Origin of the sequence: Bacillus sp. BF2-3 (genome assembly GCF_008368795.1) — a bacterium.
Lineage (GTDB): Bacteria > Bacillota > Bacilli > Bacillales > Bacillaceae_G > Bacillus_A > Bacillus_A cereus.
The window spans coordinates 201258-214873 of the sequence record NZ_QOSA01000010.1 but is presented as its reverse complement, the minus strand read 5'-3'; the positions used below and the strand labels follow the sequence as shown (position 1 = coordinate 214873).

The window sequence follows — 13616 nt, the reverse complement described above, 5'->3', positions numbered from 1 at the left end:
GTATTGTAAAAAAGTAAGTATTTATAAAAAGGATTTGGAATGAAAATGACGTATTTATTATGTGTGTTTATTGAATTGCTGATCAACGCATTCTAAATCTTCATCAAATTTTTCATGTGTTCGCTCGATTAACTTATGGAACATATCTCCAACGTGCTCTTCTAAAACCCGAATGCCCTCCCCAGTAACGCCGCCTTTCACGCAAACCTTTTCTTGTAAGGTAGGTAATGTGAAGATTTCTTTTTCAAGTAATTTCCCCATCCCCACGACCATTTCACTTACTAAAGTAGTAGCCTCTTCGTGTGTAATATTTGTTTTATCTACAGCAGCGTTAATGAAGCATTGTAGTAAATAACTAAAGAAAGCAGGACCGCAACTTGCTATATCAGATGAAACGCGCGTTATATCTTCTTCTATTACAAGAGGTGTAGAAATGTTTTTGAATAGACGAAGTAGTTTTTGTTGCCATTCTTCAGAGCAATTATCTCCAAATGTAAATAGTGAGGCGCCAGAGAGCGCGCGATTTGTGATACTTGGAATGATACGCGCGACGTGGCAAGGTACGAGAGTCTCTAATTGTGATGGAGATATTGGACTTGTAATAGAAACTAAGCACGTTTCATCAGAAAAATGTTCAGCGTATTTTTTTAGGATAGGGTATATATCTATCGGCTTGACACAAATAAAAATAAGTTGTGATTGTTCGATTACTTCCGGGATTGTTTTTGCTATATGAACAGAAGGGTATTTTTCTTTTATATGATATGCTTTTGCAGGCGTCCGATTAATGATTGTAAGGCACGAAGGTTTGACAGCACGGGTTTCTAAAAATGCATCGATTAGTATATTCCCCATGTTTCCTGTCCCTATAATTCCTATGTTCAAAGTTTCATCCCTCCTTCGTAACAGCTTTCTCCTAAACAATATGAATGATGTTATAAATTTATGATTAGAGGTGTAAAATGATGTGGGATTTTCCGAAAAAGTGGTTAGGTTTAGTAGCTATTATTGGAACTTTACTTTTTCTTGTTTTTTGGAAAACGAATCAGAGTGTAGAACGAATGCCTATTACAATGAATGTACAAGAGAAGGAGATCGAAAAAAAGGGTAAACCGAAAATATCGGATACAAAGGAACAGAAAAGAACAATTATAATTGATGTGAAAGGAGCGGTTAGTAAAGAAGGGGTATATGAAATGAAGGAAGGAGATCGCGTAAAGGATGCGGTTCAAAAGGCTGGTGGTTTTTTATCAGAAGTAGATATGAAAAAAGTGAATTTAGCACAAATTGTACAAGATCAAATGCTTCTTTATATACCGAGTAAAAATGAATCAGAACAAGGGGTGCTTACTTCTTCTAAGGAAGATGGCAAGATTCGAATAAATACAGCGGCGAAAGAACAACTAGAAAAAATTACAGGGATTGGCTCTCGAAAGGCAGAAAGTATTTTGAAATATCGAGAAGAACATGGTCCGTTTCAGAAAATAGAAGATTTATTAGAGATTGATGGGATTGGTGCGAAGTCTCTTGAAAAGATAAAAGATCAAATTATTATTCCGTAAAAGATTGACGAAGTTTTTCTTCTTTCGCTACACTACAAGTAGACAAAAAAGTAGGTGAAAAATATGGAACGAATTTCATGGGATCAATATTTTATGACGCAAAGCCATCTACTATCTTTGCGTAGTACATGTACAAGGCTTGCGGTAGGAGCGACAATCGTTCGCGATAAACGAATTATTGCTGGTGGATATAATGGTTCAATTAAAGGTGGCGTACATTGTATAGATGATGGTTGTTACGTAATCGATAATCATTGTGTTCGGACAATTCATGCCGAAATGAATGCTTTATTACAATGTGCCAAGTTTGGTGCGAAAACAGAGGAAGCAGAAATTTACGTTACGCATTTCCCTTGTTTACAATGTTGTAAGGCAATTATTCAAAGTGGTATTACAGCGGTTTATTATGCGCAGGATTATAAAAATCATCCATACGCCATAGAGTTATTTGAACAAGCGAATGTAACAGTGAAACACGTTCCGCTAGAATATGATATTGCTGCATTAGAGGATCAAAAACGTTATACAGAGTTGAAAGAATTATTTGCGTCTTTAGAAAAAGATAATTTATCAATGGAAGAATTACAGCATGTATTCACGAAAGCAAAAATGATGCTATAAGGAGTGAGTATAAGTTGCAAGAACAATGGGGGTATGTTGCAATCTCGTTTATAATAGGGATTGCAATTGCCTTTTCCTCGTCACTTTTATTGATAGTTTTTTGCCTCTTTTTAAATGTTTTCTTCTGTTTATATCGCACTTCGCGTAAAACCTTCATTTTTTGTATTGTAGCGTGCTTTAGTAGCGTTATATACACTTCCTATGTTCAAGTATGGAATAAGCCTCTAGGGAAGCCCTATGCAGTTACAAGAGGGGTTATACAAAACACACCGCTTGTTAATGGGGATCGCCTATCTTTTCAATTTGAAGATCAGAATAAAAATATAGTGCAGTTAAGTTATAGAATAAAATCAGCTTTGGAAAAGAAAAAAATGCAACAATTATACGCAGGGATATCATGTGTATTCGAGGGTGAGAGGAAAGAACCGGAAACAGCTCGGAATTTTCATGGTTTTAATTACCGTGATTATTTATACAAGCAACATATTCATTTCACATTTGAGGCTACATATATTTCTGAATGCTATAAAACATCATTGTCGCTCACGCAATGGATTCTTCTTTTAAGGCAACAAGCAATCTCGAAAGTTACAGAAATGTTTCCAGAGCAATCAGGTGCTTTTATGAATGCATTACTCTTTGGTGATAGACAACAAATGACGTTTGAAGTGGAAGAGCAATATCAACAATTTGGTCTTGTACATTTGTTAGCAATTTCAGGTTCACACATTGTATTGTTGATGGTGATAGTATATTTTATTTTGCTAAGAAGCGGTGCGACGAGGGAGGTAGCAACAATTTGCCTTATCATTTGTATTCCTTTGTATATGGTTTTAGCAGGGGCTTCACCCTCTGTTATAAGAGCTTCTATAACAGGGGTTTTGATGTTGATTGCTTTTATGTGCTCGATTCGTTTATCTAGTTTAGATGCTTTAAGTGTAACAGCTATATGTATGCTTATATATGACCCTTATCTTGTTTTTAATATTGGATTTCAGTTTTCTTTTGTAGGTAGCTTCGCTTTACTTTTGTCTGCTCCGTTATTGTTAGGGAGTAGCAACGGAGTAATCCGAAATTCTATTTATATTTCTATCATTTCACAGCTCGTTAGTACTCCGATTTTGTTATATCACTTTGGTTATTTTTCTCCATATAGCATTCTCCTCAATCTCTTATACGTTCCGTTTTTATCTATCATTGTATTACCATGTAGCATTATTATTTTACTGTGTATGCCAATTGTCCCGTTTCTCGCAAAAGGATTTGCGGATGTATTATCAATAGGCTTGAGTATGTCTAATGATTTTCTAAGTTATTGTGAAAGTTTACCATTTACCCAGTTTATCTTCGGGGAAACGCCCTTCAATCTTGTAGCTGTATATTGCGCGAGTATTGTCAGTATATTGATGGTTTGGGAAAGAAGAGCGCCGAAAAAAATGGTTTGTATAGTTGCGAGTGTATTTATTTTTATTAGCACATGTCATTATGTATATCCATATTTTAGGGGAAGCGGAAGTGTAACATTTATTGATGTTGGACAAGGTGATGCAATATTAATTCGCCTTCCGTATGATAAAGGGATTTATCTTATTGATACAGGTGGAACGCTTCGTGTGAATAAGGAAGAATGGCAACAAAAAAAGCATGAATTTGCTGTTGGGAATGATGTTTTAATACCCTTTTTACAAAAAGAAGGTATTAAAACAATTGATAAATTAATCGTAACGCATGGAGATGCAGATCATATAGGTGCTGCGCAAGAATTATTATCACATATACCTGTAAAAGAAGTGGTATTTGGCCGAAAGGGAAAAGATGCAGTATTAGAAAAAGTAGTCAAGAAACAGGCATTAGAAAAGGAAATGAAAATAACTGAAGTGGGGGAAGGGGCGAGTTGGAGTGTAAATGAAGCGGAATTTTTCGTTTTAGCTCCAAAAGGAAAAGAAAAAAGCGAAAATAACGCTTCAATTGTAATATGGGCAAAATTTGGAGGGTTGAAGTGGCTATTTACAGGCGATTTGGAAGAAGAAGGGGAAAAGATTTTAGTAGAGGCATATCCAGATTTACAAGTGGATGTTTTAAAAGTTGCTCATCATGGGAGTAATACGTCATCTATAGAGCCTTTTTTGAACGTCATACAGCCTCGGGTAGCGATTATATCTGTTGGTAAGCAGAATAGGTATGGACACCCGCATAAAGAAGTGATAGAGCGTTTTGAGAAGATGGGGAGTGCGATATGGCGCACGGACAAGCAAGGTGCTATTTCCTATGTTTTTAAAGGGGAAAATGGAACCTTTAAAAGTAAAATCACATATGATAAAACACATAATAGATGAAAAAGAGAAGACTGCCATGAAGTGGCAGTCTTTAAGAACCGATAAATTTAATAACAGTTGCAATGATGAAAAGTGTTGCGAAAAAACCAAATGAGACGATAAATCCTACCCCTGAATCAATAGCGTCATTGCGTTTACTTTGAACGTTTTGTTCAAAATCATTCATTTAGAATCCCTCCCCAACATTCCACTTTAGTATAAAATATTGTCAGAAAAAAATCTACAATTTCCATATGAAGAGAAAACGAGCTTTTTTGCTACTTTTAAATCATGAAGTAATGTGAGTTTTTCGTTTCCAAGCATGTTAACAGTTGGCACTTATACTCAAATTTTTATTGCGAATAATAAAGGGAAGGTGATTACCGCACACCAATAAGAAACCCGGGGCTTATTGCGTGGCGTTTAATATAAATAAAGGGACGGGTTATAAAGCCTGTTCCTTTGTACTTGTAAAACAAAAGCTAGGGCATTAGTATAAATATATATTGCCAAGTTAGGGAGTAGGAAAAAGTATGAGTGATATACATAAAAAAATTAAAAAGAAACAGTTTGCTCCGTTATATTTACTATATGGAACGGAAGCTTTTTTTATAAATGAAACGATAAAGCTTATTACGACAGAAGCACTTGAAGAAGAAGATCGAGAGTTTAATGTTGTGACATACGATTTAGAAGAAGCGTATTTAGAAGATGTGGTTGAGGATGCGCGTACGCTTCCTTTCTTCGGAGAACGGAAAGTACTGTTAATAAAATCACCGCTATTTTTGACTTCGCAAAAAGAAAAGTTAGAGCAAAATATAAAAATTTTAGAAGAATACATTGGTGAACCTTCTCCATTTTCTATTCTTGTTTTTGTTGCGCCTTACGAAAAACTTGATGAGCGAAAAAAAATTACAAAACTATTAAAGAAAACAGCAGATGTAGTAGAAGCAAATGCGATGCAAATACAGGATGTTCAGAAGTGGATTGTTGCTCGTGCAGATGAAGTGCATGTGCATATTGATAACGCGGCTGTTAGTTTGTTGCTAGAGCTTGTGGGAAGTAATGTAACAATGTTGGCGAAGGAAATGGACAAGTTAACGTTATACGTTGGTATGGGCGGAGAGATTACGACGAAACTTGTTGCAGAGCTTGTACCAAAATCCGTTGAGCAAAATGTATTCGCTTTGACAGAAAAAGTGGTGAAAAAAGATATTGCAGGTGCAATGCAAATTTTGGATGGATTATTTACGCAGCAGGAAGAGCCGATTAAATTGCTTGCGTTATTAGTGAGTCAATTCCGCTTGTTGTATCAAGTGAAAGAGCTACAGCAACGTGGTTATGGACAAAATCAAATTGCGTCTCATATTGGTGTACATCCGTATCGCGTGAAGTTGGCAATGAATCAAACGAAGTTTTTCTCTTTTGAAGAATTAAAAAAAGTGATTATAGAATTAGCGGAAGCTGATTATAGTATGAAGACGGGAAAGATGGATAAGAAACTTGTGCTCGAGTTTTTCTTAATGCGATTAAATCATATGTGATGACACAAAAAAGTTCATGTACTAAGTACATGAACTTTTTTGTGTATAAAAAAACGATCCAAATGGATCGTTTTTTAAACGCCTTACGCGTTTACTTGTTTCGCTAAGCGAGATTTTTGACGAGCTGCAGCGTTTTGGTGGATAAGACCTTTACGAGCTGCTTTGTCAAGTTTTTTAGAAGCAGTTTTGAAAGCTTCTTTAGCATTTTCAAGATCGTTATTAGTAACTAAAGCTTCTACAGTTTTAACAGCAGAACGCATGTCAGACTTGATAGAAGCGTTATGTGCACGACGCTCTTCGCTAAGTTTAGCGCGTTTGATAGCAGATTTGATGTTTGCCATACTTTTCACCTCCCTGGTGCAATCGAATGACTCGATTCTTACATAGAACAAGTGATATTCTATCAAACGGTGAAGAGAATTGCAATAGTATATCCATGAAATTTCACGTAAAGGAAAGAATGACCTTATATAACTTTGGGAAATCTAACGATATTTACTATGAATTACGGAGGAGATACGATGAAAGAACCATTAGATTTAAGTAAATATAGCATTAGAACTGACCTTGCTGTAGAAGCCCATCAAATGTTGCAAGAAAGCCAAGAGGAACAAAAAGGGATACAGGGAGTTATTGTAAAAGAGAGAGAAGAAGAGGGGACTATAATTACAAAAGTAACAATTGATGAAGCTGCCTCTGAAGCGATGGGTAAAAAGCCTGGAAATTATTTAACGCTTGAAGTTCAAGGTATACGTCAGCAAGATACAGAACTTCAACAAAAAGTGGAGCGTATTTTTGCAAAAGAATTTTCTAATTTCTTAGAAGAGGTTGGCGTTACAAAAGAAGCAAGCTGTTTAATTGTAGGTCTTGGGAATTGGAATGTAACACCAGATGCTCTTGGACCGATAGTTGTAGAAAATGTATTAGTAACGAGACATTTGTTTCAATTACAGCCTGAAAGTGTAGAAGAAGGGTTTAGGCCTGTTAGTGCAATTCGGCCGGGGGTAATGGGAATTACAGGAATCGAAACGAGCGATGTTATTTATGGGATTATTGAGCAGACGAACCCGGACTTTGTAATTGCGATTGACGCATTAGCTGCCCGTTCTATTGAACGAGTAAATAGCACGATACAAATTTCTGATACTGGAATTCATCCCGGATCGGGGGTTGGGAATAAACGTAAAGAACTAAGTAAAGACACATTAGGTATCCCTGTAATCGCGATTGGTGTTCCGACTGTGGTCGATGCTGTTTCGATTACAAGTGATACGATTGATTTTATTTTGAAACATTTCGGCCGAGAGATGAAAGAAGGAAATAAACCTTCACGCTCTTTGTTACCAGCGGGATTTTCATTTGGAGAAAAGAAAAAATTAACGGAAGAAGATATGCCGGATGAAAAGAGCAGAAATATGTTTTTAGGTGCTGTTGGTACGTTGGAAGAAGAAGAAAAAAGAAGGCTGATTTATGAAGTGCTATCTCCTCTTGGTCATAATTTAATGGTAACCCCAAAAGAAGTAGATACTTTTATTGAGGATATGGCGAATGTAATAGCGAGTGGTTTAAATGCGGCGCTGCATCATCAAATTGATCAAGATAATACGGGAGCATATACACATTGAGGGGAACAGATGATTATCGTTTGAGTCGCTTTACGCTTTTGTGTATATGTAGTGTGGCTTTATGTTTACTTATGATGATAGCAGGAGTGGCACTTGCTAATCATGGTTTGAAAAGTATGAAAGGCTATCAGCAACTGTCATATGAACAAATAGCTCATATGACAGGGACAGAAAGTACAGGTGCTGAATCAGAAATTTTGGGTAGCTCGTTTTCGGCCTCAGAAAAACAACAACAGTTAGAACGTTTAAGAAGTTTTAATGTTGTAGAAGGAATTGGGATGGCAGTAGCTAGTGTAGCTTATGAAATGACGAAGTTCGGAACGGATATCGTTGTTGGGAAAATAAAAGGAATTTTTAGCTAAGAGTAACATGGGAGGCGGTTGTTTTACTGGTTTGTAAGACAGCCGTTTTAAAATTTGAAAAGGGTTTGTCTCTTATGGTTTATTCGCATAAGATATAGATAGAATGATTTGTATCGTAAGCAGCACGAGTTTTCATTGAATCTTTGTTGCTCTATTGATATAATCAGTGCTAGTGTATATTGGCGAGACTATTAGGAGTTGAGAACATAGATGAATAAAGAAGAAAGAGCAAAAAGACAGTCCAAAATTCGTAATTTCTCTATTATTGCTCATATTGACCACGGAAAATCAACGTTAGCAGACCGTATTTTAGAGAAAACAAACGCGTTAACACAACGTGAAATGAAAGCTCAGTTGCTTGACTCTATGGATTTAGAGCGTGAGCGTGGTATTACAATCAAATTAAACGCAGTACAATTAAACTATAAAGCAAAAGATGGTGAAGAGTATATTCTTCATTTAATTGATACACCAGGACACGTCGACTTTACGTACGAAGTATCTCGTAGTTTAGCGGCTTGTGAAGGCGCGATTCTTGTAGTAGATGCAGCGCAAGGTATTGAAGCGCAAACGTTAGCAAACGTATACTTAGCGCTTGATAATAATTTGGAAATTTTACCAGTTATTAATAAAATCGACTTACCGAGTGCGGATCCAGAACGTGTACGTCAAGAGGTAGAAGATGTAATTGGTTTAGATGCATCAGAAGCGGTACTTGCTTCTGCGAAAGCTGGAATTGGTATTGAAGAAATTTTAGAACAAATCGTTGAAAAAGTACCAGCTCCGTCGGGTGATTCAGAAGAGCCATTACAATGTATGATTTTCGACTCTTTATATGATCCGTACCGCGGTGTAATTGCTTATATCCGTGTTGTAAATGGAACAGTAAAAGTTGGCGATAAAGTACGTATGATGGCAACGGGTAAAGAATTTGAAGTAACAGAAGTAGGTGTATTTACACCGAAAACTACGCAACGTGACGAGTTAACAGTAGGTGATGTAGGTTTCTTAGCAGCATCGATTAAAAATGTTGGTGACACACGTGTTGGTGATACGATTACACATGCGAAACGTCCAGCTGCAGAGCCGTTAGCAGGTTACCGTAAGTTAAACCCGATGGTATTCTGTGGTCTGTATCCAATTGACTCTGCTCGTTATAACGATTTACGTGATGCATTAGAAAAATTAGAGTTAAACGATTCTGCTCTTGAGTTTGAACCAGAAACATCTCAAGCGCTAGGATTTGGTTTCCGTTGTGGTTTCTTAGGGCTTCTTCACATGGAAATCATTCAAGAACGTATTGAACGTGAATTTAAGATTGACTTAATTACAACAGCGCCAAGCGTTATTTATAAAGTTTATTTAACTAACGGTGAAGATGTTATTGTTGATAACCCATCTAATATGCCAGATCCACAGTCTATCGATCGTGTAGAAGAGCCGTTTGTGAAGGCTTCAATTATGGTTCCGAATGACTATGTTGGAGCTGTAATGGAGATTTGCCAAGGTAAACGTGGAACGTTTATTGATATGCAATATTTAGATGAAACGCGTGTTACATTAACATATGAAATCCCGTTATCAGAAATCGTATATGACTTCTTCGATCAATTGAAATCAAATACGAAAGGGTATGCATCATTTGACTACGAGTTAATTGGCTATAAGCCATCTAAACTTGTGAAAATGGATATTCTTTTAAATAATGAACAAGTGGATGCTTTATCATTTATCGTACACCGTGATTCAGCGTATGACCGTGGTAAAGTAATCGTAGAGAAATTAAAAGAATTAATTCCGAGACAACAGTTCGAAGTGCCAATTCAGGCGACTATCGGAAATAAAGTTGTAGCACGTTCTACAATTAAAGCGATGCGTAAAAACGTACTTGCAAAATGTTACGGCGGTGACATTTCTCGTAAGCGTAAACTTCTTGATAAGCAAAAAGAAGGTAAAAAACGTATGAAGTCTGTTGGCTCTGTAGAAGTACCGCAAGAGGCATTCATGGCTGTACTGAAAATGGATGACAACTAATATTTGAAATAAAAAAGAAGTCGTTTGTGCGGCTTCTTTTTTCTGTATAATTACTTTTTAGACATCTGAGCAGCTCTCATTTACAATAATGAGAGAGCTTTTTAGTTCATATAGAGTTAGGAGATTGTTAATGTCCGAAAATATTCGAAAAGATATTCAAGATAAAATACAAAATGGTAATTTTAATTGTGAAAAGGAATTGACGCTTTCTATTATTAGTGGAAAGTGGAAAGTTGTGATACTGTGGCATCTTGGTGTGGAAGGGCCGCATCGTTTCAGTGAATTACAACGGTTATTCCCAAGCATTTCTCATAAAGTTTTGTCGAACCAATTAAAAGAGTTAATGGAAGATGGGATTGTTGATCGGACAGTATATCCCGAAATTCCTCCTCGCGTTGAGTATTATATGACGGAACTAGGCATGTCACTTTTACCGATCGTTGAAATGATGTATGATTGGGGAAAAATGCGAATGGAACAAATTCGTAATACGTTAGAGAAGTAGAGAACCCTCCGGAGTGCGGAGGTTTTCTTTTTAGAAAGGTAGGAGTTATATTTGGTACAAGCTGCATACATTCATATTCCGTTTTGTCAGCACATTTGTCACTATTGTGATTTTAATAAAGTGTTTATTGAACGCCAACCGGTTGATCAATATTTAGATTATTTAGAGAAGGAAATAATAAATACGGTTCAAAAAGTTCCATTTGATAGTATGAAAACGATTTTTGTGGGTGGGGGAACTCCGACAGCGTTAAATATGGAACAGACAAAAAAATTACTCGAGATTATTAATCGTCATTTGCGTCCGTTCGCCCCGAATTGTGAATTAACATTTGAAGCGAATCCAGGAGATTTACCGAAAGAGAAGCTAAATGTACTGCTAGAAGGTGGAGTAAATCGAATTAGTTTTGGTGTGCAAACGTTCCGTGATGAACTTCTTGAGAAGATCGGGCGCAAGCATACGAGGGAAGATGCATTCCTCGCGATTCGAGAGGCACAGGAAGTAGGCTTTAAAAATATTAATGTAGATATTATTTATGCTTTGCCAGGACAGACGATAGAAGATGTAAAAGAAACATTAGATATTGCTTTTACGCTTGGTGTACAACATTTCTCGGCATATTCATTAATTGTGGAGCCAAAAACAGTGTTTTATAACTTAATGAACAAAGGAAAATTACGTCTTCCGGGTGAAGACCATGAAGCGAAAATGTATGAAATAGTAATGGATGAAATGGAGAAACACGGTTATAACCAGTATGAAATTAGTAATTTCTCAAAAGGTGACAATAAAAGTAGACATAATCTCACATACTGGAATAATGAAGAGTATTATGGATTTGGAGCTGGAGCTCATAGTTATGTGAACGGAGAACGTATTCAAAATGTTGGTCCTCTGAAGCAATATTTTAATAAAATTGATGAAACAGGATTTCCGTATTTAGATGTTCACAAAGTGACGGAGAAAGAAAGAATGGAAGAAGAGCTGTTCTTAGGGCTTCGAAAAACAAAAGGTGTTTCTAAAACGGCGTTCCACAATAAATTTAATATAGAGATGGATCAAGTTTTCGCGAAGCAGTTACAAAGCAACCAAGAGCAGGGATTGCTTGAAGAGGAAGATGGACATGTGCGTTTAACGCGAAAAGGGAAATTATTAGGGAATGAAGTATTCCAATCATTTTTGATTGACTAATTAAATGTTCCATAGGCGTGAAAAAGTTTCATTATTTCGTGACGTTTCCGTTGACAATTGAATGTCAATTTTGGTAAGTTATTAATAGATTTAGCACTCAAAGACAAAGAGTGCTAACAGAGGTGATGATGAGATGCTTACGGAACGTCAGCTCTTAATTTTACAAACAATTATTGATGACTTTATTGGATCAGCGCAGCCCGTTGGGTCTAGAACGTTGGCTAAAAAAGATGAAATCACATTTAGTTCAGCTACTATTCGAAATGAAATGGCGGACTTAGAAGAATTAGGTTTTATTGAAAAAACGCACAGTTCTTCTGGACGTGTTCCTTCTGAGAAAGGCTACCGATTTTATGTAGACCATCTTTTAGCGCCGCAAAACTTACCGAACGCTGAAATTGTACAAATTAAAGATTTATTTGCTGAAAGAATTTTTGAAGCGGAAAAAATTGCACAGCAATCTGCTCAAATTTTATCAGAACTTACGAATTATACGGCAATTGTTCTTGGACCGAAGTTAAGTACAAATAAACTTAAAAATGTACAAATTGTGCCGCTTGATCGTCAAACTGCAGTCGCTATTATTGTAACCGATACAGGGCATGTACAAAGTAAAACGATTACCGTTCCGGAATCTGTTGATTTATCAGATTTAGAAAAAATGGTTAATATTTTAAATGAAAAGCTATCTGGCGTACCGATGGAAGAACTTCATAATAAAATCTTTAAGGAAATTGTTACAGTTTTACGTGGGTATGTTCATAATTACGATAGTGCAATAAAAATGTTGGATGGTACATTTCAAGTTCCGTTATCGGAAAAGATATACTTTGGAGGAAAAGCAAATATGCTTTCGCAGCCAGAGTTCCATGACATTCAAAAGGTTAGATCTTTACTTACCATGATTGATAATGAAGCCGAATTTTATGACATTTTGCGTCATAAACAAGTCGGGATTCAAGTGAAAATTGGTAGGGAAAACTCTTCGACGGCTATGGAGGATTGTAGTTTAATTTCTGCAACATATTCGATCGGCGAAGAGCAACTTGGAACAATTGCTATTTTAGGTCCTACGAGAATGCAATATTCTCGTGTAATTAGTTTGTTACAGTTATTTACGAGACAATTTACTGATGGGCTTAAAAAGTAAATGAGAGTAATACATTCGCTCAAGTGATGAAATTTTCATTGCTGTGTGTAATATATAATGATTAGGTAATCATGCTATGCATGATACCTAATACCTTTTAAGGAGGTGAATATTGTGGAAGAGCGTAACGAACAAGTGGTAGAAGAAGTAAAAGAAGCGCAAGTTGAAGAAGCTGTCACGCCAGAAAACAGTGAAGAAACTGTAGAAGAAAAAAGTGAGGCTGCTCTTTTACAAGAAAAAGTAGATGAGTTACAAGCGAAACTAACGGAAACGGAAGGTCGCACATTACGTCTACAAGCTGATTTTGAAAATTATAAGCGCCGTGTCCAAATGGATAAACAGGCTGCTGAAAAATATAGAGCACAAAGTCTAGTTTCAGACATCTTGCCAGCTCTTGATAATTTTGAAAGAGCAATGCAAGTGGAAGCGACTGATGAGCAAACGAAATCATTGTTACAAGGTATGGAGATGGTGCATCGTCAATTGTTAGAAGCGCTGACTAAAGAAGGTGTGGAAGTGATTGAAGCTGTTGGTAAACAGTTTGATCCTAATGAACACCAAGCTATTATGCAAGTGGAAGATAGTGAATTTGAATCAAACGCGGTTGTGGAAGAATTCCAAAAAGGTTATAAATTAAAAGACCGTGTGATTCGCCCATCAATGGTAAAAGTAAATCAATAATTTACATAAAACTAGGAGGATTCGCC

Annotated in this window: 14 protein-coding genes; 11 read left to right on the top strand and 3 right to left on the bottom strand. The window is 36.4% G+C overall.

Features of this window, described 5'->3' with window-relative positions; all coding sequences use genetic code 11:
* Positions 1-57: 57 nt before the first annotated feature.
* Entirely contained in the window at positions 58-885 is an 828-nt protein-coding gene (gene comER, locus DN401_RS10210; protein WP_001020554.1) for a late competence protein ComER, read from the bottom strand.
* Positions 886-962: 77 nt separating this feature from the next.
* On the opposite strand from comER, the gene DN401_RS10205 reads away from it, so the two are divergent.
* The 3 genes from DN401_RS10205 to DN401_RS10195 all read left to right on the top strand — a co-directional run bounded on the left by DN401_RS10205 (position 963) and on the right by DN401_RS10195 (position 4519).
* Complete coding sequence (locus tag DN401_RS10205; RefSeq protein WP_000989932.1) at positions 963-1562, top strand: helix-hairpin-helix domain-containing protein; 600 nt, start codon at positions 963-965, stop codon at positions 1560-1562.
* 63 nt (positions 1563-1625) lie between these two features.
* Positions 1626-2183, top strand: coding sequence for a ComE operon protein 2 (locus DN401_RS10200; RefSeq protein ID WP_000439769.1), 558 nt, complete (start codon positions 1626-1628; stop codon positions 2181-2183).
* Between the two features lie 14 nt (positions 2184-2197).
* Positions 2198-4519: a DNA internalization-related competence protein ComEC/Rec2 gene (locus tag DN401_RS10195; protein WP_001157836.1), complete on the top strand. Its 2322-nt coding sequence runs from the start codon at positions 2198-2200 to the stop codon at positions 4517-4519.
* Positions 4520-4550: 31 nt separating this feature from the next.
* On the opposite strand, the gene DN401_RS10190 is transcribed toward DN401_RS10195, so the two are convergent.
* Positions 4551-4685: a YqzM family protein gene (locus DN401_RS10190; RefSeq protein WP_000997609.1), complete on the bottom strand. Its 135-nt coding sequence runs from the start codon at positions 4683-4685 to the stop codon at positions 4551-4553.
* A gap of 346 nt (positions 4686-5031) precedes the next feature.
* Between DN401_RS10190 and holA the strand changes: the two genes are divergently transcribed.
* The gene (gene holA, locus DN401_RS10185; RefSeq protein WP_001279916.1) at positions 5032-6042 is read left to right on the top strand and encodes a DNA polymerase III subunit delta; all 1011 of its coding nucleotides are present in this window, start codon (positions 5032-5034) and stop codon (positions 6040-6042) included.
* An 83-nt stretch (positions 6043-6125) separates the two neighbouring features.
* Here holA and rpsT read toward each other — a convergent pair whose 3' ends face one another.
* Positions 6126-6383 (bottom strand): 30S ribosomal protein S20, encoded by a 258-nt coding sequence (gene rpsT, locus DN401_RS10180; RefSeq protein WP_001274011.1) that lies wholly within the window; start codon positions 6381-6383, stop codon positions 6126-6128.
* 180 nt (positions 6384-6563) lie between these two features.
* On the opposite strand from rpsT, the gene gpr reads away from it, so the two are divergent.
* The 7 genes from gpr (at position 6564) to grpE (ending at position 13590) form a co-directional block, all read left to right on the top strand.
* Positions 6564-7667, top strand: a complete 1104-nt coding sequence (gene gpr, locus DN401_RS10175) for a GPR endopeptidase (protein WP_000662620.1) — start codon at positions 6564-6566, stop codon at positions 7665-7667.
* Positions 7664-8029, top strand: coding sequence for a YqxA family protein (locus DN401_RS10170; RefSeq protein WP_001215037.1), 366 nt, complete (start codon positions 7664-7666; stop codon positions 8027-8029). The genes gpr and DN401_RS10170 overlap by 4 nt, the downstream gene beginning before the upstream one ends.
* A 210-nt stretch (positions 8030-8239) precedes the next feature.
* Positions 8240-10063, top strand: a complete 1824-nt coding sequence (gene lepA, locus DN401_RS10165) for an elongation factor 4 (RefSeq protein WP_001030951.1) — start codon at positions 8240-8242, stop codon at positions 10061-10063.
* 130 nt (positions 10064-10193) lie between these two features.
* Complete coding sequence (locus tag DN401_RS10160; protein WP_001293539.1) at positions 10194-10568, top strand: winged helix-turn-helix transcriptional regulator; 375 nt, start codon at positions 10194-10196, stop codon at positions 10566-10568.
* Between the two features lie 51 nt (positions 10569-10619).
* Positions 10620-11759 carry a radical SAM family heme chaperone HemW gene (gene hemW / locus DN401_RS10155; protein ID WP_000249431.1) on the top strand — a complete coding sequence of 380 codons (1140 nt, stop codon included), beginning with the start codon at positions 10620-10622 and terminating at the stop codon, positions 11757-11759.
* A 133-nt stretch (positions 11760-11892) separates the two neighbouring features.
* On the top strand, positions 11893-12909 hold the full coding sequence (hrcA, locus tag DN401_RS10150; RefSeq protein ID WP_000954941.1) for a heat-inducible transcriptional repressor HrcA: 1017 nt from the start codon (positions 11893-11895) through the stop codon (positions 12907-12909).
* A 114-nt stretch (positions 12910-13023) separates the two neighbouring features.
* Positions 13024-13590 carry a nucleotide exchange factor GrpE gene (grpE, locus tag DN401_RS10145; RefSeq protein WP_000392711.1) on the top strand — a complete coding sequence of 189 codons (567 nt, stop codon included), beginning with the start codon at positions 13024-13026 and terminating at the stop codon, positions 13588-13590.
* Positions 13591-13616: the final 26 nt, after the last annotated feature.

What these genes read in the sequence shown, in the direction of transcription:
- DN401_RS10205 (WP_000989932.1), top strand. Translation starts at nt 963, where the DNA reads ATGATGTGGGATTTTCCGAAAAAGTGGTTAGGTTTAGTAGCTATTATT.
- DN401_RS10190 (WP_000997609.1), bottom strand. Translation starts at nt 4,685, where the DNA reads ATGAATGATTTTGAACAAAACGTTCAAAGTAAACGCAATGACGCTATT.
- gpr (WP_000662620.1), top strand. Translation starts at nt 6,564, where the DNA reads ATGAAAGAACCATTAGATTTAAGTAAATATAGCATTAGAACTGACCTT.
- DN401_RS10200 (WP_000439769.1), top strand. Translation starts at nt 1,626, where the DNA reads ATGGAACGAATTTCATGGGATCAATATTTTATGACGCAAAGCCATCTA.
- hrcA (WP_000954941.1), top strand. Translation starts at nt 11,893, where the DNA reads ATGCTTACGGAACGTCAGCTCTTAATTTTACAAACAATTATTGATGAC.
- holA (WP_001279916.1), top strand. Translation starts at nt 5,032, where the DNA reads ATGAGTGATATACATAAAAAAATTAAAAAGAAACAGTTTGCTCCGTTA.
- rpsT (WP_001274011.1), bottom strand. Translation starts at nt 6,383, where the DNA reads ATGGCAAACATCAAATCTGCTATCAAACGCGCTAAACTTAGCGAAGAG.
- DN401_RS10160 (WP_001293539.1), top strand. Translation starts at nt 10,194, where the DNA reads ATGTCCGAAAATATTCGAAAAGATATTCAAGATAAAATACAAAATGGT.
- lepA (WP_001030951.1), top strand. Translation starts at nt 8,240, where the DNA reads ATGAATAAAGAAGAAAGAGCAAAAAGACAGTCCAAAATTCGTAATTTC.